16 protein-coding genes are annotated in these 20,235 nt (G+C 70.8%); 14 read left to right on the forward strand and 2 right to left on the reverse strand.

Features of this window, described 5'->3' with window-relative positions; all coding sequences use genetic code 11:
* The first annotated feature begins 12 nt into the window (after nucleotides 1-12).
* From secD to P3T37_RS02535, 4 genes are all read left to right on the forward strand, one after another.
* A complete protein-coding gene (secD, locus tag P3T37_RS02520) occupies nucleotides 13-1,884 on the forward strand; it encodes a protein translocase subunit SecD (protein WP_280721713.1) in 1,872 nt (623 codons plus the stop codon).
* 4 nt (nucleotides 1,885-1,888) lie between these two features.
* Complete coding sequence (secF, locus tag P3T37_RS02525) at nucleotides 1,889-3,007, forward strand: protein translocase subunit SecF (RefSeq protein WP_280721714.1); 1,119 nt, start codon at nucleotides 1,889-1,891, stop codon at nucleotides 3,005-3,007.
* A gap of 30 nt (nucleotides 3,008-3,037) precedes the next feature.
* On the forward strand, nucleotides 3,038-3,589 hold the full coding sequence (locus P3T37_RS02530; RefSeq protein WP_280721715.1) for an adenine phosphoribosyltransferase: 552 nt from the start codon (nucleotides 3,038-3,040) through the stop codon (nucleotides 3,587-3,589).
* 210 nt (nucleotides 3,590-3,799) lie between these two features.
* A complete protein-coding gene (locus tag P3T37_RS02535) occupies nucleotides 3,800-6,262 on the forward strand; it encodes a bifunctional (p)ppGpp synthetase/guanosine-3',5'-bis(diphosphate) 3'-pyrophosphohydrolase (RefSeq protein WP_280721716.1) in 2,463 nt (820 codons plus the stop codon).
* A 59-nt stretch (nucleotides 6,263-6,321) separates the two neighbouring features.
* On the opposite strand, the gene P3T37_RS02540 is transcribed toward P3T37_RS02535, so the two are convergent.
* On the reverse strand, nucleotides 6,322-7,551 hold the full coding sequence (locus P3T37_RS02540; protein WP_280721717.1) for a DUF349 domain-containing protein: 1,230 nt from the start codon (nucleotides 7,549-7,551) through the stop codon (nucleotides 6,322-6,324).
* Between the two features lie 229 nt (nucleotides 7,552-7,780).
* Nucleotides 7,781-8,599 carry a peptidylprolyl isomerase gene (locus P3T37_RS02545; protein ID WP_280721718.1) on the reverse strand — a complete coding sequence of 273 codons (819 nt, stop codon included), beginning with the start codon at nucleotides 8,597-8,599 and terminating at the stop codon, nucleotides 7,781-7,783.
* A 241-nt stretch (nucleotides 8,600-8,840) separates the two neighbouring features.
* Between P3T37_RS02545 and P3T37_RS02550 the strand changes: the two genes are divergently transcribed.
* The 10 genes from P3T37_RS02550 to ruvX all read left to right on the forward strand — a co-directional run bounded on the left by P3T37_RS02550 (nucleotide 8,841) and on the right by ruvX (nucleotide 20,217).
* Nucleotides 8,841-9,548, forward strand: a complete 708-nt coding sequence (locus tag P3T37_RS02550) for an MBL fold metallo-hydrolase (RefSeq protein ID WP_280721719.1) — start codon at nucleotides 8,841-8,843, stop codon at nucleotides 9,546-9,548.
* 11 nt (nucleotides 9,549-9,559) lie between these two features.
* On the forward strand, nucleotides 9,560-10,822 hold the full coding sequence (hisS, locus tag P3T37_RS02555) for a histidine--tRNA ligase (RefSeq protein WP_280721720.1): 1,263 nt from the start codon (nucleotides 9,560-9,562) through the stop codon (nucleotides 10,820-10,822).
* Entirely contained in the window at nucleotides 10,819-12,609 is a 1,791-nt protein-coding gene (gene aspS / locus P3T37_RS02560) for an aspartate--tRNA ligase (protein WP_280721721.1), read from the forward strand. Before hisS ends, aspS begins: the two co-directional genes overlap by 4 nt.
* Before the next feature lie 114 nt (nucleotides 12,610-12,723).
* Nucleotides 12,724-13,548 carry a polyphosphate kinase 2 gene (gene ppk2 / locus P3T37_RS02565; protein ID WP_280721722.1) on the forward strand — a complete coding sequence of 275 codons (825 nt, stop codon included), beginning with the start codon at nucleotides 12,724-12,726 and terminating at the stop codon, nucleotides 13,546-13,548.
* 9 nt (nucleotides 13,549-13,557) lie between these two features.
* Entirely contained in the window at nucleotides 13,558-14,913 is a 1,356-nt protein-coding gene (locus tag P3T37_RS02570; RefSeq protein ID WP_280721723.1) for a replication-associated recombination protein A, read from the forward strand.
* 469 nt (nucleotides 14,914-15,382) lie between these two features.
* Nucleotides 15,383-15,997 (forward strand): 30S ribosomal protein S4, encoded by a 615-nt coding sequence (gene rpsD / locus P3T37_RS02575; protein WP_280721724.1) that lies wholly within the window; start codon nucleotides 15,383-15,385, stop codon nucleotides 15,995-15,997.
* A gap of 154 nt (nucleotides 15,998-16,151) precedes the next feature.
* Nucleotides 16,152-16,631: a DUF948 domain-containing protein gene (locus P3T37_RS02580; protein WP_280721725.1), complete on the forward strand. Its 480-nt coding sequence runs from the start codon at nucleotides 16,152-16,154 to the stop codon at nucleotides 16,629-16,631.
* A gap of 6 nt (nucleotides 16,632-16,637) precedes the next feature.
* On the forward strand, nucleotides 16,638-17,057 hold the full coding sequence (locus P3T37_RS02585) for a DUF6167 family protein (protein WP_280721726.1): 420 nt from the start codon (nucleotides 16,638-16,640) through the stop codon (nucleotides 17,055-17,057).
* A complete protein-coding gene (gene alaS, locus P3T37_RS02590; RefSeq protein ID WP_280721727.1) occupies nucleotides 17,057-19,726 on the forward strand; it encodes an alanine--tRNA ligase in 2,670 nt (889 codons plus the stop codon). Before P3T37_RS02585 ends, alaS begins: the two co-directional genes overlap by 1 nt.
* Entirely contained in the window at nucleotides 19,726-20,217 is a 492-nt protein-coding gene (gene ruvX, locus P3T37_RS02595) for a Holliday junction resolvase RuvX (RefSeq protein WP_280721728.1), read from the forward strand. The genes alaS and ruvX overlap by 1 nt, the downstream gene beginning before the upstream one ends.
* The last annotated feature ends 18 nt before the right edge of the window (nucleotides 20,218-20,235 follow it).

Consider the following 20,235-nt stretch of genomic DNA (forward strand, 5'->3'; position numbering starts at 1 on the left):
GCAGCTGGCGGCATGGGACAGGGAGAAACGAGCAAGGTGGCAGCACCCAAGTCGCGTCCGCGCGACGGTTACCCGGGACGGGCGCTGGCCCTCATCCTGGTGGTCACCGTCGGTCTGGTCGCCCTCATGTTCGGGACGGGCCACACGACGCCTCGCCTCGGGATCGACCTTGCAGGCGGCACCAGCATCACGCTGACGGCCGACTCCAAGGACAAGGCCGCGATCAACCAGGCCAATATGAACACCGCGGTCGGGATCATCCAGCAGCGAGTCAACGGGTACGGCGTCTCCGAGGCGGAGGTGCAGACCCAGGGCAGCAACAACATCATCGTCAACATCCCGAAGAACGGCGCCTCGCAGGACGAGGCCAAGCAGGTCGGTACGACTGCCCAGCTGTACTTCCGCCCGGTGCTGGCGACCGCGCCCACCGGTGTGACCGTTCCTCCCGCGACCAGCAGCCCCAGCGCCGCGGCCAGCGGCAGCGCCAAGCCGAGCGCCGGCGCGAGCGCGAGTGCCGGTGCCGGAGCCTCGGCCCAGCCGTCGACCAGCGCCGGTGCGGCCGGCACCCCGAGCGCCGGCGCCTCCACCGCGGGCCGCGCGCTCTCCGACGGCCTGAAGGCCGCCGACCCGAGCGGGACCCCGGGCGCGACGGCGCCGTCCGCCCCGGCCACCGGTGCTGCCGCCGCCCCCAGCGGCATGCCCAGCGCGCCCGCCGCCCCGCAGCCGACGAGCCCCGCCGAGATCTCGGCCGCGCTCACCCAGGGCACCGTCCCGGCCGACGTCCAGCAGCAGTTCACCGCGCTGGACTGCTCGGACATCAAGCAGCGGTCGAAGGACTACCAGACCGACCCGACCAAGGACTCCGTCGCCTGCACCCGCGACAAGGAGCAGGGCGCCTGGACCAAGCTCGCGCTGGGCCCGGTGGCGATCAACGGCAAGGACGTCTCCAAGGCGCAGGCCGGCTTCGACACCCAGAACGGCGCCGGCTGGGAGGTCCAGCTGGGCTTCAACGGCGCCGGCACCAAGGCCTTCGCCGCCACCACCGGCCAGCTCGCCACCCAGCAGTCGCCGGCGAACCAGTTCGCCATCGTGCTGGACGGCCAGGTCATCTCGCACCCGTACGTCAGCCAGTCGATCGTCGGCGGCAACGCCGTGATCTCCGGCAGCTTCACCCAGGACGAGGCCACCGGCCTGGCCAACGTGCTCAGCTTCGGCGCCCTGCCGCTCAGCTTCGTGCAGAGCGACGTCACCACGGTCACCCCGCAGCTCGGTGGCGACCAGCTGCACGCCGGCCTGATCGCCGGCGCCATCGGCCTGCTGCTCGTGGTGCTCTACTCGCTGATCTACTACCGCGGCCTCGGCCTGGTCTCGATCGCGGGCCTGGTGGTCTCGGCGATCCTGACCTACTCGATCATGTGCCTGCTCGGTGCGGGGATCGGCTTCGCGCTGAACCTCCCAGCGGTCTGCGGCGCGATCGTGGCGATCGGTATCACGGCGGACTCGTTCATCGTGTACTTCGAGCGCATCCGCGACGAGGTCCGCGAGGGCGCCCCGCTGCGCCCGGCCGTCCAGCGTGCCTGGCCGCGCGCCCGGCGCACCATCCTGGTGTCCGACTTCGTCTCCTTCCTCTGTGCCGGCGTGCTCTACGTGGTCTCGGTCGGCAAGGTGCAGGGCTTCGCCTTCACCCTCGGCCTGACCACGCTGCTCGACGTCGTGGTGATCTTCCTCTTCACCAAGCCGCTGATCACCCTGCTGGCCCGCAAGAAGTTCTTCTCCAACGGTCACCCGTGGTCCGGTCTGGACCCGAAGCGCCTGGGCGCCCGCCCGCCGGTCCGCAGCACTCGCCGCCGGCCCGCCACCACGTCTGCCGTGAAGGAGGCCTGACGCCATGTCACGCTTCGGCAACCTCGGCCACCGCCTCTACCAGGGCGAGATCAGCTTCGACTTCGTCGGTCGGCGCAAGCTCTGGTACAGCATCTCCGCGGTCATCGCGGGTGTGGCGCTGATCGGTCTGACCGTGATCGGACTGCACCTGAGCATCGAGTTCAAGGGCGGCGCGGTCTACACCGTCTCCAAGCCCGGGCTCTCGGTCGCCCAGGCGCAGGACGTCTCCAACAAGATCACCGGTGACAACACCGCGCTCGTCCAGGCCACCGGCCAGGGCCAGATCCGGATCCAGGTCAGCTCGACCGAGAAGGTCGACTCCTCGACCTTCGTCAACAAGCTCTCCAGCGACCTGGACGTCCCGGTGTCGAGCGTCAACACCCAGGTGGTCGGCCCGAGCTGGGGCCACGAGATCTCCCAGAAGGCCCTGCTGGGCCTGGTGATCTTCATGGTCCTGGTGACCATCTACCTGGCGATCGCCTTCGAGTGGCGGATGGCGGTGGCCGCCCTGGTCGCCCTCATCCACGACCTCCTGATCACCATCGGCGTCTACGCCCTGGTGGGCTTCGAGGTCAGCCCCGGTACGGTGATCGGCTTCCTCACCATCCTCGGGTACTCGCTCTACGACACGGTCGTCGTCTTCGACACCGTGAAGGAGAACACCAAGAACCTGGAGAAGCAGAACAAGCTCACGTACAGCGAGGCCGCCAACGCGGGCCTCAACCAGACCCTGGTGCGTTCCGTGAACACCACCGTGGTCGCCCTGCTGCCGGTGGCCGCACTGCTCTTCATCGGTGGCGGGCTGCTCGGTGCCGGCACGCTGAACGACATCTCGCTCGCCCTCTTCATCGGCCTCTCCGCCGGTGCCTACTCCTCCATCTGCGTCGCCACCCCGCTGCTCGCGCAGCTCAAGGAGCAGCAGCCGGAGATGAAGGCGCTCGCCAAGCGGGTCGCGCTGCGGCGTGCCGCGGACGCCAAGGCCGCGGCCGAGGCGCCCAAGGACGCCGGTGTCGAGGACGGCGAGGACGGCGAGGACGACGCTCTGGCGGCCGGCATGGTCGGCCAGCGCAACCAGCCGGTCAGCCGCGCCCGCGGCAAGGGCCGCCCCTCCGGCAAGCACTGACCCACCTCCGGCTTCAGCAGAAGGACGTTCGTGAACACCCCTGACACCGCCCTGGCCGCCCTGCTGAGCAGCAGGATCCGGGACGTCCCCGACTACCCGAAGCCGGGCGTGCTGTTCAAGGACATCGCGCCGCTGCTCGCCGACGCCGAGGCCTTCGCGGCTCTCACCCAGGCGCTGGCGGACCGGGCCAAGGCGCTGGGAGCGACCAAGGTGGTGGGCCTGGAGGCGCGCGGCTTCGTGCTGGCGGCTCCGGCGGCCTTCGCGGCCGGGCTCGGCTTCGTGCCGATCCGCAAGAAGGGAAAGCTGCCCGGCGAGGTGTTCGCGCAGTCCTACGACCTGGAGTACGGGTCGGCGACGCTGGAGGTGCAGTGCGACGCCTTCGCGCCGGGTGAGCGGGTGCTGGTGGTCGACGACGTGCTGGCCACCGGCGGCACCATCGCCGCCTCGCTGGACCTGGTCCAGCGCACCGGTGCGGAGCTGGTCGGGGTGGTCGTCCTGATGGAGCTCGGCTTCCTGGACGGCCGCGAGCGGCTCGCCGCCCACCTGGGCTCGGCTCCGCTGGAGACCCTCATCACGGTCTGACGGCTGATCTCAAACGAGAGCGGTGCTCTGGAACAAGAGCGGTGCTCTGGAACAAGAGCGGTGCTCGGCAACAAGAGCGCCGATCTGAAACGAGAGCGGTGATCGCATCTGCGGTCACCGCTCTCGGCATGTCAGCCACCGGGCGGCGAAACGCCGACGCTTCACGCTCGGTACGATGAAGGTTCATCCGGTGCGTTCCGAGGAGTGTCCTTGCCCGACGAGGTAGTGCCCACGGCCGAGTCCGGCGCCCCCAGCAACCAGCCCAAGCCCTCGGGGGCCGCCCCGGCGCGCCCGGCAGCGGTCCCGGCCGTTGTCCCGTCCGGCGCCTCCCGGACGGCCGCGCCCGCCGTCCGGTCGATCACCTCCTCCGGCGGAGGCGGCATGCGGGCCCGCCTCGCCCGCTTCGGCGGTCAGCGCAGCACCCTGCTCAACCCGGTGCTCGAACCGCTCTTCCGGACCATCCGGGCCGGCGACCCCAAGGCCGACCCGGCCCTGCTGCGCGACATCGAGCGCGCCTACGCCGTCGCCGAGAAGTGGCACCGCGGCCAGAAGCGCAAGAGCGGCGACCCCTACATCACCCACCCGCTGGCGGTGGCGACCATCCTCGCCGAACTCGGCATGGACGCGGCGACCCTGATGGCCGGCCTGCTACACGACACCGTCGAGGACACCGACTACGGCCTGGAGACGCTGCGCCAGGACTTCGGCGACTCGGTCGCCCTGCTGGTGGACGGTGTCACCAAGCTGGACAAGGTCAAGTTCGGCGAGGCCGCGCAGGCCGAGACCGTGCGCAAGATGGTCGTCGCGATGGCCAAGGACCCGCGGGTCCTGGTGATCAAGCTCGCCGACCGCCTGCACAACATGCGCACCATGCGCTATCTCAAGCGGGAGAAGCAGGAGAAGAAGGCCCGCGAGACGCTGGAGATCTACGCCCCGCTGGCGCACCGGCTGGGCATGAACACCATCAAGTGGGAGCTGGAGGACCTGGCCTTCGCCATCCTCTACCCCAAGATGTACGACGAGATCGTCCGCCTGGTCGCCGAGCGCGCGCCCAAGCGGGACGAGTACCTGGCGACCGTGATCGACCAGGTCCAGGGCGACCTGCGCGGTGCCCGGATCTCGGCCTCGGTGACCGGCCGACCCAAGCACTACTACTCGGTCTACCAGAAGATGATCGTCCGAGGCCGCGACTTCGCGGAGATCTACGACCTGGTGGGCATCCGGGTCCTGGTCGACACCGTCCGCGACTGCTACGCGGCGCTCGGCACCATCCACGCGCGATGGAACCCGGTCCCCGGCCGGTTCAAGGACTACATCGCGATGCCCAAGTTCAACATGTACCAGTCGCTGCACACCACGGTGATCGGCCCCGGCGGCAAGCCGGTCGAGCTCCAGATCCGCACCTTCGACATGCACCGCCGCGCGGAGTACGGCATCGCCGCGCACTGGAAGTACAAGCAGCGCGCGGTGGCCGGCACCTCCAAGGTCCGTACCGACACGCCCTCCCAGGTCCGCAAGGACGACAAGGCCGGCGCCGTCAACGAGATGGCCTGGCTGCGCCAGCTGCTCGACTGGCAGAAGGAGACCGAGGACCCGAGCGAGTTCCTGGAGTCGCTGCGCTTCGACCTCTCCAACAACGAGGTCTTCGTCTTCACGCCCAAGGGCGACGTGATAGCGCTGCCGGCCAGCTCCACCCCGGTGGACTTCGCCTTCGCCGTGCACACCGAGGTCGGCTACCGCTGCATAGGAGCCCGGGTCAACGGGCGCCTGGTGCCGCTGGAGTCGACGTTGGAGAACGGCGACCTGGTCGAGGTCTTCACCTCCAAGGCGGAGGGTGCGGGGCCGTCCCGGGACTGGCTGGGCTTCGTCAAGTCGCCGCGGGCCCGCAACAAGATCAAGGCCTGGTTCTCCAAGGAGCGCCGCGAGGAGGCGATCGAGCAGGGCAAGGACTCCATCGCCCGCGCGATGCGCAAGCAGGGTCTGCCGATCCAGCGGATCCTCACCGGCGACTCGCTGGTGACGCTGGCGCACGAGATGCGCTACCCCGACATCTCCTCGCTCTACGCGGCGATCGGTGAGGGCCACGTCGCCGCGCAGAACATCGTCCAGAAGCTGGTGCAGGCGCTCGGCGGCGAGGAGAGCGCGAACGACGACCTCGCCGACACCGCGACGCCGACCAGCGACGGCCGGGCGGCCCGCCGCCGGCGGGCCAAGGGCGACCCCGGGATCATCGTCAAGGGCGTCGACGACGTCTGGGTCAAGCTCTCGCGGTGCTGCACGCCGGTGCCGGGCGACCCGATCGTCGGCTTCGTGACCCGCGGCAACGGAGTCTCGGTGCACCGGGCGGACTGCGTCAACGTGGACTCGCTGACCCAGCAGCCCGAGCGGATCATCGAGGTCGAGTGGGCGCCGACCCAGTCCTCGGTCTTCCTGGTGGCCATCCAGGTCGAGGCGCTGGACCGGGCGCGGCTGCTCTCGGACGTCACCCGGGTGCTCTCCGACCAGCACGTCAACATCCTGTCGGCGGCGGTGCAGACCTCGCGCGACCGGGTGGCGATGAGCCGCTTCACCTTCGAGATGGGAGACCCCAAGCACCTGGGCCACGTGCTCAAGGCGGTGCGCGGCGTCGAGGGCGTCTACGACGTCTACCGGGTGACCTCGGCCAAGAAGTAGCGGCACGCGATAGGGGCCCCACCGCCGTCGGCGGTGGGGCCCCTATCAGTTACCGCTGATCAGCCGCTGAACTCCTGCAGGCTCTTCAGGGCCTGGTCGAGCAGCTCCTGACGGCCCGCCAGCTCCTTCTCCAGCTTCGCGGCCTTGGACTCGTTGCCCGCCGCACGGGCCTTGTCGGCCTCGGCGCGCAGCTTGTCCACGGCGCTCTGCAGCAGCCCGGTCATGCCGGCCGCACGGGCCTTGGCCTCCGGGTTGGAGCGCTGCCACTCGGCCTCCTCCGCCTCGCGGATCGCCCGCTCGACGGTGTTCAGCCGGGCGTCCAGCTTCGGACGGGCGTCGCGCGGCACGTGCCCGATCGCCTCCCAGCGCTCGTTCACCTCCCGCAGCGCCGCCTTGGCGGCCTTCAGGTCGGTGATCGGCAGGATCGCCTCGGCCTCGACGAGCAGGGCCTCCTTCAGCTTCTGGTTCTCGCCCTGCTCGGCGTCGCGCTCGGTGAAGACCGCCGAACGCGCCTGGAAGAAGACGTCCTGCGCGCCGCGGAACTTCGCCCACAGCTCGTCCTCGGCGTCCCGCTGCGCGCGGCCCGCCGCCTTCCACTGCGCCATCAGGTCGCGGTAGGCCGCCGCGGTGTCGCCCCACTCGGTGGAGCTGGAGAGCGCCTCGGCCTCGGCGACCAGTCGCTCCTTCAGCGCCCGCGCCTGGTCGCGCTCGGCGTCCAGCGAGGCGAAGTGCGCCTTGCGGTGCTTGGAGAAGACCGACCGTGCGTGCGAGAAGCGGTGCCACAGCTCGTCGTCGCTCTTGCGGTCCAGCCGGGGCAGACCCTTCCAGATGTCCACCAGGGCGCGCAGCCGGTCGCCGGCCTCCCGCCACTGGGTGGACTCGGCGAGCTGCTCGGCCTCGGTGACCAGGGCCTCCTTGGCCACCCGGGTCTCGTCGGCCGCCTTGGCGCGGGCCGCCTTGCGCTCGACCTGCCGGGACTCGATCTCGCCGGCGAGCACCTCAAGGCGCTTGGCGAGCGAGGCCAGGTCGCCGACCGCGTGCGCCTCGACCACCTGCGCGCGCAGGTGGTCCAGCGCGGTCTGGGCGTCCTTCGCGGCCAGGTCCGTCTTGCGGACCCGGTGCTCCAGCAGGCCGATCTCGGCAACCAGGCCCTGGTACTTGCGCTCGAAGTAGGCGAGAGCCTCCTCGGGAGAGCCCGCCTGCCAGGAACCTACGACGCGTTCGCCGTCGGCGGTCCTGACGTAGACGGTCCCCTGCTCGTCGACACGGCCCCACGGGTCGCTGCTCACAGCGCCTCCTCCACATGACGTTCCGTCCACGACCATTGTCGTGCGGATCGTCGTCCACAGTTGAATGTGCGGCGGACCGATGGGCCCGCCGTTCCTGCCCGTCCAGCTGTACTGCCGCGGGTGACGGCGATCGGGTCAGGGCACCCTATACAACAGCAACATAGGGGACCAGGCCTGGTGCTGTCCGCATCCCGGCCGGGCCAATTCACGCGGCGTTGTTCTGCCCCGGTCAGCTCTTGACGGTGGTCACCTTGTTCAGCACCACGTTCGCGTTCGGGGCGCCGTCGCCGGTGCCGCCCTGCACGCCGCCGGCCGCGATGTTGTTCAGCACGTCCAGGCCGCCGGTGATCTTGCCGAACGGGGTGTAGCTCGGCGGCAGCTGGGTGTCCTTGTAGACCAGGAAGAACTGGCTGCCGTTGGTGCCCGGGCCCGCGTTGGCCATCGCGACGGTGCCGGCGGGGTAGGTGGCGCCGGTCAGGTTCTCGTCGGCGAACTGGTAGCCGGGGCCGCCGCTGCCGGAGCCGGTCGGGTCGCCGCACTGCAGGACGTAGATGCCCTGGGTGGTGAGGCGGTGGCACTTCACGTGGTCGAAGTAGTTCTCACCCGACAGGAACGCGAACGAGTTGACGGTGTGCGGCGCCTTGGACGGGTCCAGCTGGAGCGTGACGGTGCCGCAGCTGGTCTCCAGCGTCGCGGTGTACTTCGCGTTGGTGTCCACCGACATGGCCGGCTCGGTCTTCCACTGCTTGCCGTTCGGCGTGCCCGGGGCCGGGGCCGTGCAGCCCTTGACCGACACGGGGGCGGCGGCCGAGGCGCTGCTGCCGGGCGTGCTCTGGGCGGGCGCGGCGTTGGCGGTGGTGGCCTTCTTGTCGCTCTTGAAGACACCGCCCGCCCACAGGCCGCCACCGGCCAGGACGACGACGGCGAGCGAGGCGCCGAGAATGCTGTTGCGGCGGCGGGCCCTGGCCTGGGCCTCGACCCGGTTCTGCTGCTGCCGCTCGTACTTCTCGCGGGCGAGCTGGCGCCGCCGCTGTTCGCTGTTGACCACCGGCTGTTGTCTCCTCTGTCGCGCTGGACCCTGGGGTGCGGAACTACTGGGATCGGATCATCGCATCCACTGGCGGCCAAGTGTAGGGACCCCGTCTGTAAGTACGAGGTGAACAGTCCGTGGTCAAGGTCACGATTCACCGGTGGGGCGGCATGCCCTATCCGGTTCGCAACCGGTGCCTTACCGCCGGTAGGCTGCACCGAAGACTCTTCCCACCCCTCGACACCTCCGAAGGACTGCCGTGTTCATCGCCGGATTTCCCGCCGGAGCCTGGGGCACCAACTGCTACCTGGTCGCACCGGCTCCCGGCGAGGAGTGCGTGATCGTCGACCCGGGGCACGAAGCCGCCGGCGGGGTGGAGGACCTGGTGCGCGAGCACCGGTTGAAGCCGGTCGCGGTGGTCCTCACGCACGGGCACATCGACCACGTCGCCTCGGTGGTGCCGGTCTGCGGCGCCCGGGACATCCCGGCCTGGATCCACCCCGAGGACCGCTACATGATGTCCGACCCGGAGAAGGCGCTCGGCCGCTCGGTCGGGCAGCAGCTGCTGGGCCAGCTCACCGTGGGCGAGCCGTCCGACGTGCGCGAGCTGACCGACGGCAGCGTGCTGGAGCTGGCCGGACTGAGCCTCACCGTCGACCACGCCCCCGGCCATACCAAGGGGTCGGTGACCTTCAGGACGCCGCAGCAGCCGGACCTTCCGCCGGTGCTGTTCTCGGGCGACCTGCTCTTCGCCGGCTCCATCGGGCGCACGGACCTCCCGGGCGGCAGCCATGACGCGATCATGCGGTCGCTGGCCCGGGTCTGCCTGCCCCTCGACGACGCCACCGTGGTCCTCTCCGGCCACGGCACCCAGACCACCATCGGCCGTGAGCGCGCCACCAACCCCTACCTCAAGCAGGCGGCGGGGGCAGCGGCTGGCCCCGGGCCGGTACGACGAGGAATGTGACGGAAGAGAAGTTGAGCACCTTCACCGCCCCCAAGGGCACCTACGACCTGCTCCCGCCGAGCTCCGCGACCTTCCTGGCGATCCGCGAGGCGCTGGCCGCGCCGCTGCGCCGAGCCGGCTACGGCTACATCGAGACGCCCGTCTTCGAGGACCTCAAGCTCTTCTCCCGCGGCGTCGGCGAGTCCACCGACATCGTCACCAAGGAGATGTTCTCGCTCACCAAGCGCGGCAAGGAGGACCTCGCGCTGCGCCCCGAGGGCACCGCCTCGGTGGTCCGCGCGACCCTCCAGGCCAACCTGCACAAGCTCGGCAACCTGCCCGTCAAGCTCTGGTACTCCGGCTCGTTCTACCGCTACGAGCGCCCGCAGGCCGGCCGCTACCGGCAGTTCTCGCAGGTCGGCGCCGAGGCGATCGGCGCCGAGGACCCGGCGCTGGACGCCGAGCTGATCATCCTGGCCGACGACAGCTTCCGGGCGCTGGGGCTGCGCGACTACACGCTGCTGATCAACAGCCTCGGCGACAAGCAGTGCCGCCCGGTCTACCGCGCCGCCCTGCAGGAGTTCCTCACCGGCCTGGACCTGGACGAGGACACCCGCCGGCGCGCCGAGATCAACCCGCTGCGGGTGCTGGACGACAAGCGCGAGGCCGTGCAGGCCCAGCTCACCGACGCCCCGCGGCTGCGCGACTTCCTCTGCGAGGACTGCAAGGTCTACGACGAGCAGGTCCGCGAGCTGCTGACGGCGGCCGGGGTGGCCTTCACCGACGACCCCAAGCTGGTCCGCGGGCTCGACTACTACACCCGCACCACCTTCGAGTTCGTCCACAACGGCCTCGGCGCCCAGTCCGCGATCGGCGGCGGCGGCCGCTACGACGGCCTCTCCGAGATGCTCGGCGGCCCGGCGCTGCCGTCCGTCGGCTGGGGCCTGGGCGTGGACCGCACCTACCTCGCGATGGAGGCCGAGGGCATCGTCCTCGACCTGCCCGGCACCACCGCGGTCTACGCCGTGGCGCTCGGCGAGCAGGCCAAGAACGTGCTCTTCGCCAAGGTGGTCGAGCTGCGCCGGGCCGGCGTCGCCACCGACCTCGCCTTCGGCGTCAAGGGCATCAAGAACGCCATGAAGTCCGCCGACCGCTCCGGCGCCCGCTGGGCGCTGGTCGCCGGGGACCGTGATCTCGCCGACGGCGTCGTCCAGTTGAAGGACATGACCACCGGCGAGCAGACCCCCGTCGCCCTCGACGCACTTGTCACCACCCTGAAGGAGAAGCAGCAGTGATCCGCACGCACGACGCGGGCACGCTCCGCGCGGAGCACGCCGGCACCACCATCACCCTGGCCGGCTGGGTGGCTCGCCGCCGCGACCACGGCGGCGTGGCCTTCATCGACCTGCGCGATGCCTCCGGCACCGTGCAGGTGGTGGTCCGCGACCTGGAGTCGGTGCACGGCCTGCGCGCCGAGTACTGCGTCAAGGTGACCGGCGACGTCCGGGTCCGCCCCGAGGGCAACGAGAACCCGGACATCCCGACCGGCAAGGTCGAGGTCGTGGTCAGCGCCATCGAGGTGCTCTCCGAGGCCGCCCCGCTGCCGTTCCAGGTCGCCGAGTACGAGCCGGGCACGGTCAACGAGGAGGTCCGGCTGCGCTACCGCTACCTGGACCTGCGCCGCGAGGGCCCGGCCCGCGCGCTGCGGCTGCGCTCGAAGGTCAACCACATCATCCGCACGGTGATGGAGGAGAACGACTACCTCGACATCGAGACGCCGTACCTCACCCGCTCCACCCCCGAGGGCGCCCGCGACTTCCTGGTCCCGGTCCGCCTGCAGCCCGGCCACTGGTACGCCCTGCCGCAGTCCCCGCAGCTCTTCAAGCAGCTGCTGATGGTGGCCGGCATGGAGCGCTACTACCAGATCGCCCGCTGCTTCCGCGACGAGGACTTCCGCGCCGACCGCCAGCCGGAGTTCACCCAGCTGGACATCGAGGCCTCCTTCGTCGACCAGGAGGACATCCTGGCGCTCGGCGAGAAGGTCGTCTCGCGGATCTGGTCGGACGTGCACGGCTACGAGCTGCCCAGCCCGCTGCCCCGGATGACCTACGCGGACGCGATGAACCGCTACGGCTCCGACAAGCCGGACGTCCGCTTCGGCCAGGAACTCACCGACCTGACCGAGTACTTCAAGGGCACCGAGTTCCGGGTCTTCCAGGCGCCGTACGTCGGCGCGGTCGTGATGCCCGGCGGCGCCTCGCAGCCCCGCAAGCAGCTGGACGCCTGGCAGGACTGGGCCAAGGCGCGCGGCGCCCGCGGCCTTGCCTACGTCGTCATCGACGCCGACACCGGCGAGCTGCGCGGCCCGGTGGCCAAGAACCTCAACGCGGAGCACCTGGCCGGCCTGGCCGCCGCCGCGGGGGCCAAGAACGGTGACGCGATCTTCTTCGCCGCCGGCAAGAAGACCCCCTCGCAGGAGCTGCTCGGCGCCGCCCGTCTGGAGATCGGCCGCCGCTGCGAGCTGATCGACGAGTCGCAGTGGGCCTTCCTGTGGGTCGTGGACTTCCCGATGTTCGAGCCGATCGAGGACGACAAGGGCGAGTTCCAGGGCTGGCACGCGGTGCACCACCCCTTCACCGCCCCGACCGCCGAGTCGCTGGCCACCTTCGACACCGACCCGGGCAGCGCGCTCTCCAACGCGTACGACCTGGTGCTGAACGGCAGCGAGCTGGGCGGCGGGTCGATCCGTATCCACCAGCGCGACGTGCAGAAGCGGGCGTTCGACGCGATCGGGCTCTCCGAGGAGGAGGCCGCCTCGCAGTTCGGCTTCCTGCTGGACGCCTTCAACTACGGCCCGCCGCCGCACGGCGGTGTCGCCTTCGGCCTGGACCGGATCGTCACGCTGCTCGGCGGCTACGACACCATCCGCGACGTCATCGCCTTCCCGAAGACGTCCACCGGCGGTGACCCGCTGACCGGCGCGCCGACCCCGATCACCCCGGCCCAGCGCCGCGAGGCCGGCGTCGACGCCAAGCCCAAGGTCCGCGAGGACGCGAAGTCGGAGACCTCGCAGGACTCCTGACGGTCCGCGAAGCCCCCGGACGCCACCCGGCGTCCGGGGGCTTCGTGCTGCGCGCGGGGGTGATCCGTCCTAACGTGAGGGGTCATCAGCACCCCACGCGCAGGAGGCGCCACCGTGACCGACCAGCCCGCCGTGCAGCCCCGTCTGGCCAGGAAGCCGTATGAAAAGGAACTGCTGCGGCTCCAGAACGAACTGGTCAAGCTGCAGGAGTGGGTGCGGGCGGAGGGCGTCCGCCTGGTGGTGGTGTTCGAGGGGCGCGACGCGGCCGGCAAGGGCGGCGCCATCAAGCGGGTGACCGAGTTCCTCAACCCCCGGGTGGCCCGGATCGCCGCGCTGCCGGCGCCCACCGAGCGCCAGCGCGGGCAGTGGTACTTCCAGCGCTACGTGGAGCAGCTGCCGGCGGCCGGCGAGATCGTGCTCTTCGACCGCAGCTGGTACAACCGGGCCGGCGTGGAGCGCGTGATGGGCTTCTGCACCCCCGAGGAGTACTGGCAGTTCCTGCACCAGGCCCCGATCTTCGAGCGGATGCTGATCGAGGCCGGCATCGAGCTGCGCAAGTACTGGTTCTCGGTCAGCGACGCCGAGCAGGAGCGCCGCTTCCGCGACCGGCTGGCCGACCCGATGCGGCAGTGGAAGCTGTCGCCGATGGACACCGAGTCGATCAGCCGGTGGGAGGACTACTCGCGGGCCAAGGACGAGATGTTCGTCCACACCGACATCCCGGAGTCGCCGTGGAACGTGGTGGAGAGCGAGGACAAGCGCCGGGCCCGGATCAACATGATCGCCCACCTGCTCTCCACCGTCCCCTACCGCGACGTCACCAAGCCCCCGCCGGAGCTGCCGCCCCGCCCGGCGTCCACCGGCTACCAGCGTCCGCCGCGCGACCTGCAGAAGTACGTCCCGGACCACGCGGCCAAGCTGGAGAAGAAGCGGAAGTAGGCTGCGGGGGTGGACGAACCGGACCTCTTCACCGCCGCCGCCGAGGATCTCCAGGCCAGGGAGCCCGGCCGGGCCCCGCTGGCCGTGCGGATGCGCCCGCGCACCCTGGACGAGGTGGCCGGCCAGCGGCAGCTGCTGAAGGAGGGCTCGCCGCTGCGCCGCCTGGTGTCCGGCGCGCGCGGACCGGCCGCGACCAGCTCGGTGATCCTCTGGGGCCCGCCCGGCACCGGCAAGACCACCCTGGCGCACGTGATCAGCCAGGCGGTGGAGGGCCGGTTCGTCGAGCTCTCGGCGATCACCGCCGGCGTCAAGGAGGTGCGGGCGGTGATCGAGGGCGCCCGCCGGGCGGTCGGCATGAGCGGCCGCGAGACGGTGCTCTTCCTGGACGAGATCCACCGCTTCTCCAAGGCCCAGCAGGACTCGCTGCTCCCCGCCGTGGAGAACCGCTGGGTCACCCTGATCGCCGCCACCACCGAGAACCCGTACTTCTCGGTGATCTCCCCGCTGCTCTCCCGCTCGCTGCTGCTCACCCTCGAATCGCTGACCGACGACGACATCCGCGCCCTGCTGCGCCGCGCCCTGGTGGACGAACGCGGTCTCGAGGGGCAGCTGGAGCTCAGTCCGGAGTCCGAGGACCACCTGGTCCGCCTCGCCGGCGGGGACGCCCGGCGGGCGCTGACCACGCTGGAGGCGGCGGCCGGTGCGGCGCTGGAGAAGGGCGAGGCGGTCATCACGCTCGCCACCACCGAGACCGCCGTCAATCAGGCCGCCGTCCGCTACGACAAGGACGGCGACCAGCACTACGACGTCGCCAGCGCGCTGATCAAGTCGATCCGGGGCAGCGACGTGGACGCGACGCTGCACTACCTGGCCCGCATGATCGAGGCCGGCGAGGACGCCCGCTTCATCGCCCGGCGCCTGATGATCTCGGCCAGCGAGGACATCGGCCTGGCCGACCCGACGGCCCTGCCCACCGCCGTCGCGGCGGCCCAGGCGGTGGCACTGATCGGCTTCCCGGAGGCGCGGATCATCCTCTCGCAGGCCGCCATCGCCCTCGCACTGGCGCCCAAGTCGAACGCGGCCTACCTGGCCATCGACGCCGCGCTCGCCGACGTCCGGCAGGGCCTGGCCGGCGCCGTCCCGCCGCACCTGCGCGACGCGCACTACGGCGGCGCGGGCAAGCTGGGGCACGGCCAGGGCTACCAGTACCCGCACGACCTGCCCGGCGGCATCGCCGCCCAGCAGTACGCGCCGGACGCGGTGCACGGCAGGGTCTACTACCAGCCCACCCGGCACGGCGGCGAGGCCCGCTACGCCGACATCGCGGAGTGGACCAGGGCCCGGCTGAAGACCGACGGTCAGTAGGGAACGTGGATCAAGGAGCGGGGCTGGGGTGCGTGCATCGCAAGGCGGAGGAGGGAGTAGCAGCGGAGCTGCGGCGACCGACGACAACGCGGCGAGGTGCGTGCCCCAGCCCCGCGACGCCGCGGGCCCTACTGACCGTCGGTCTCCGGGGGAGTAGTGAAGACGGTATACTCGGTCGGAGTGCCAGGTCCCGGGCACGGCGGCGGGTGAGAACCCGACCGACCGGCCGCACCAGCGGGGCATTGGACCTGACCCTTTCGAGGGTTGCAACTGGAGCGTCGTGCACCGTTTCGGTGTCGCGGGTAGCCCACTCCCTTCCCGGGCGGTGGGCCGTTCGTGTGCTTGCACTTCTGTGCCCGGTCCCGGAGAGCGGCTGATCACCCTCGGGTGGTTTTTCTCCGGATCGCGAGAGGCGACCTCCGTCAACACCTGGTGAAAGCCGTATTCGTAAGCAAGAGAGGTTTGGTTCATGGCGAACCAGAAGCGCCCCAAGGTCAAGATTGCCCGTGCCCTGGGCATTCCGCTGACCCCGAAGTCCGTCAAGTACTTCGAGGCCCGCCCGTACCCGCCCGGCCAGCACGGCCGCGGGCGCAAGCAGAACTCGGACTACAAGGTCCGTCTGATGGAGAAGCAGCGTCTGCGCGCTCAGTACGACCTGAGCGAGACCCAGATGGCTCGCGCCTTCGACCGCGCCAAGAAGGCCGAGGGCAAGACCGGTGACGCTCTCGTCGCCGACCTCGAGGTTCGCCTCGACTCGCTGGTCCTGCGTTCGGGCATCGCCCGCACGATCTACCAGGCCCGCCAGATGGTCGTCCACGGTCACATCGAGGTCAACGGCCACAAGGTCAACAAGCCCTCGTTCCAGCTGAAGCCCGGCTTCGTCGTCACCGTGCGTGAGCGCAGCAAGGCCAAGGGCCCGTTCCTGGTCGCCCGTGAGGGTGGCTACGCGGGTGAGGGTGCGACCCCGAAGTACCTCGAGGTCAACCTCAAGGCGCTGGCCTTCCGTCTGGACCGTGCCCCGCAGCGTCGCGAGATCCCCGTGATCTGCGACGAGCAGCTCGTCGTCGAGTACTACTCGCGCTGACCCGCGAGAGTGGCACACCGAACCCCCGCAGCCTTCGGGCCGCGGGGGTTCGGCGCTTTCCGGGAGCGGCGGCCCCGCCAGCGGATATCCGGTCGGGAGCGGGGGTCCGGGCGCGATAGGGTTCCCTTCTGGAGGAGCGAAGGGAGCACGCAAAGTGTCCGTGGGAGAGCTGGCCGGCCTGATCGTGGCCGTGGGCTGGGCCGTCCTGGTCACTCTGCTCGCCGTCGTCCTGGTGAGGCTCTCCAGGGTGCTGCGCGAGGCCACCGTGCTGGTCTCCTCGGTCACCGAGCAGGCCGTGCCGCTGCTGGCCGACGCGAGCGCCGCCGTGCGCAGCGCGCACGAGCAGCTGGAGCGGGTGGACGAGATCACCGCCAATGTGCAGGACGCCGCCGCCAACGCCAATGCGCTCTCCTCGACGGTCGCCGCCACGCTGGGCGGGCCGCTGGTCAAGGTCGCGGCCTTCAGCTACGGCGTCCGCAAGGCCGTCGGCCGCCAGCAGGCCGGCCCCCTGACGCTGCCTCAGCCGGGCGTCGAGCGCGACGCGTTGACCCGTCTGATCCGGGCCGAGGTGCGCGCCGCCACGGCGCCCCGCGGTGGCCTGCTGGCCCGTGTCCGGCGAGCCGTGAAGGGCTGATGCACCGTGGTTCGACGCATCTTCTGGATGGCGGTCGGTGCCGGCACCGCCGTCTGGGCCATGAACAAGGCCAACGAGGCCGCCCGCAAGCTCACCCCTGACAGCCTCTCGGGCACCGCGGCACGCGGCGCGCTGCACCTGGGCGACGCGGCCAAGCGCTTCGCCCTGGACGTCAAGGCCGGGATGGCCGAGCGCGAGCAGGAGCTGCGCGCTGACCTCGGGCTGGACGGCACAGCCGTGCTGGACCCGCCGCGCCGGCGCCTGAGCGCCGCTCCGGACGCCGGAGAGCGAGCTATCTCGGCGGCCCCGGGCTCTCCGGGCGCCGCCCTGCCCCCGTCGCGTAGGAACACCCCCCAAGTCATCGCGTCAAAGCCCCGTCAGCTCGAACAGCGCCGGGGCAGCACCCCCAACCGGAAGGACCACTAATGGAGTCGGCAGAGATTCGCCGCCGCTGGCTGCGCTTCTTCGAGGACCGCGGCCACACCGTCGTTCCGTCGGCGTCCCTGGTCGCCGACGACCCCACCCTGCTGCTGGTCAACGCCGGCATGGTGCCGTTCAAGCCGTACTTCCTGGGCGAGGTCAAGCCCACCTTCACGACGGCGACCAGCGTGCAGAAGTGCGTGCGGACGCCGGACATCGAAGAGGTCGGCAAGACCACCCGGCACGGCACCTTCTTCCAGATGTGCGGCAACTTCTCCTTCGGCGCCTACTTCAAGGAAGGGGCCATCAGCTACGCGTGGGAGCTGCTGACCTCCTCCGTCGAGGACGGCGGCTACGGCCTGGACCCGGAGAAGCTCTGGATCACCGTCTACCAGGACGACGACGAGGCCGAGAAGATCTGGCTGGAGAAGATCGGCGTCCCCTCCGAGCGCATCCAGCGCCTGGGCAAGGCCGACAACTTCTGGTCGATGGGCGTCCCCGGCCCGTGCGGCCCGTGCTCGGAGATCAACTACGACCGCGGCCCCGCCTACGGCGAGGAGGGCGGCCCGGCCGTCAACGGCGAGCGCTACATGGAGATCTGGAACCTGGTCTTCATGCAGTACGAGCGTGGCGCGGGCACCGGCAAGGACGACTTCCCGATCCTGGGCGACCTGCCGAACAAGAACATCGACACCGGCCTCGGCCTGGAGCGCCTGGCCACCATCCTGCAGGGCGTCGACAACCTCTTCGAGATCGACACCACCCGGATGATCCTGGGCCGGGCCGCCGAGCTGACCGGCCACCGCTACGGCGCCGGCGAGAAGACCGACGTCTCGCTGCGCGTGGTCGCCGACCACATCCGCACCTCGGTGATGCTGGTCGCCGACGGGGTGACCCCGGGCAACGAGGGCCGCGGCTACGTGCTGCGCCGCATCCTGCGCCGCGCGATCCGCAACATGCGCCTGCTGGGCGCCACCGAGCCGGTCGCCCAGTCGCTCACCGAGGTCACCATCGAGGCGATGGGCCCGCAGTACCCCGAGCTCTTCGAGGAGCGCAAGCGCATCGAGACGGTGATCGTCGCCGAGGAGATGTCGTTCCTGCAGACCCTGCGCAGCGGCACCACCATCCTGGAGACCGCCGTCGCCGAGACCAAGTCCTCCGGCAGCGCGATGCTCGCCGGTGACAAGGCCTTCCAGCTGCACGACACCTACGGCTTCCCGATCGACCTCACCCTGGAGATCGCGGCCGAGCAGGGCCTCTCGGTGGACGAGGACGGCTTCCGCCGTCTGATGAAGCAGCAGCGCGACGCCGCCAAGGCCGACGCGCGGGCCAAGAAGCACGGCCACGCCGACGTCTCGGCCTACCGCGAGGTGGCCGACAAGGCAGGCGCCACCGCCTTCACCGGCTACACCGAGACGCACGGCGAGGCCACCGTGGTCGGCCTGCTGGTGGACGGCGTGCCGGCCCCGGCCGCGCACGAGGGCGACGAGGTCGAACTCGTGCTGGACCGTACGCCGTTCTACGCCGAGGGTGGCGGCCAGCTCGCCGACCACGGCCGGATCCGGCTGGACTCCGGTGCCGTGGTCGAGGTCCGCGACGTCCAGCAGCCGGTTCCCGGTGTGATCGTGCACAAGGGCTCGGTGCTGGTCGGCGAGGTGGTGATCGGCGCCGCCGCGTACGCGCAGCTGGACCTGGACCGCCGCCGCGCCGTCTCGCGCGCCCACAGCGCCACCCACCTGACCCACCAGGCGCTGCGTGACGCGCTCGGCCCGACGGCCGCCCAGGCCGGTTCGGAGAACGCCCCCGGCCGGTTCCGCTTCGACTTCGGTTCGCCGACCGCCGTGCCGGGCTCGGTGCTGGTGGACGTCGAGCAGAAGATCAACGAGGTGCTGGCGCGCGAACTCGACGTCACCGCCGAGGTGATGACGATGGATCAGGCCCGCAAGGCCGGCGCCATCGCGATGTTCGGCGAGAAGTACGGCGACGCCGTCCGAGTGGTCACCATCGGTGACTTCTCCAAGGAGCTGTGCGGTGGCACGCACGTCGGCAACACCGCCCAGCTGGGCCTGGTGAAGCTGCTCGGCGAGTCCTCGATCGGCGCCGGTGTGCGCCGTGTCGAGGCACTGGTCGGCGTGGACGCCTACAAGTTCCTGGCCCGCGAGCACACCGTGGTGGCCCAGCTGACCGAGCTGGTCAAGGGCCGTCCGGAGGAGCTGCCGGAGAAGATCGCCGGCATGCTCGGCAAGCTCAAGGACGCCGAGAAGGAGATCGAGCGGTTCCGCGGTGAGAAGGTGCTGGCCGCCGCCGCCGGTCTGGTGGACGCCGCCCAGGACATCCACGGCGTGGCCCTGGTGGCCGCCCGGGTGCCGGACGGCGCCGGCGCCGACGACCTGCGCAAGCTGGTCCTGGACGTGCGCAACCGCCTCGGCTCCAAGCCGGCCGTGGTCGCCGCCTTCACGGTCGCGAACGACCGCCCGCTGACCGTCATCGCCACCAACGAGGACGCCCGCGCCCGCGGCATCAAGGCCGGCGATCTGGTCAAGGTCGCCGCCAAGGCCCTCGGCGGCGGCGGTGGCGGCAAGGACGACGTGGCCCAGGGCGGTGGCACCAACCCGGCCGCCGTGGACGCGGCCGTCGAGGCCGTCCGCGCCCTGGTCGCGGAGCGCACCGCCTGATGGAGCACAGCCTGACGGAGGAGCCCAAGCCCTGGCGCAGGGGCCGGCGGATCGCCGTCGACGTCGGCGACGCCCGGATCGGGGTCGCGTCCTGCGACCCCGACGGGCTGATCGCCACGCCCGTGGAGACGGTCCCTGCCGGGGGCCGCTCCCAGGCGCGGCTCAAGGCGATCGTCGAGGAGTACGACGCGATCGAGGTCGTGGTCGGCCTGCCGCGCTCGCTCAGCGGCAAGGAGGGCCCGGCCGCGGAGAAGGTGCGCGGCTACGCGGGCCGGCTGGCGGCACTGCTCGCCCCGGTCCCGGTCCGGCTGGTCGACGAGCGGATGACCACCGTCACCGCAGCCCAGGGCATGCGGGCGGCCGGTGTGAAGGCCAAGAAGGGCCGAGCGGCGATCGACCAGGCAGCGGCCGTGGTGATCCTGCAGAGCGCGCTTGAGACCGAACGAGTGAGCGGGCACGCGCCCGGTGAGAGCGTCGAGCCGATCAGCTGATCAGCCTGGTCTAGCTTG

It is taken from the genome of Kitasatospora sp. MAA4, from assembly GCF_029893355.1.
Lineage (GTDB): Bacteria > Actinomycetota > Actinomycetes > Streptomycetales > Streptomycetaceae > Kitasatospora.

Coding starts and splice junctions, on each gene's coding strand:
- ruvX (WP_280721728.1), top strand. CDS start 19,726: ATGGAGCACAGCCTGACGGAGGAGCCCAAGCCCTGGCGCAGGGGCCGG.
- secF (WP_280721714.1), top strand. CDS start 1,889: ATGTCACGCTTCGGCAACCTCGGCCACCGCCTCTACCAGGGCGAGATC.
- alaS (WP_280721727.1), top strand. CDS start 17,057: ATGGAGTCGGCAGAGATTCGCCGCCGCTGGCTGCGCTTCTTCGAGGAC.
- rpsD (WP_280721724.1), top strand. CDS start 15,383: ATGGCGAACCAGAAGCGCCCCAAGGTCAAGATTGCCCGTGCCCTGGGC.
- secD (WP_280721713.1), top strand. CDS start 13: ATGGGACAGGGAGAAACGAGCAAGGTGGCAGCACCCAAGTCGCGTCCG.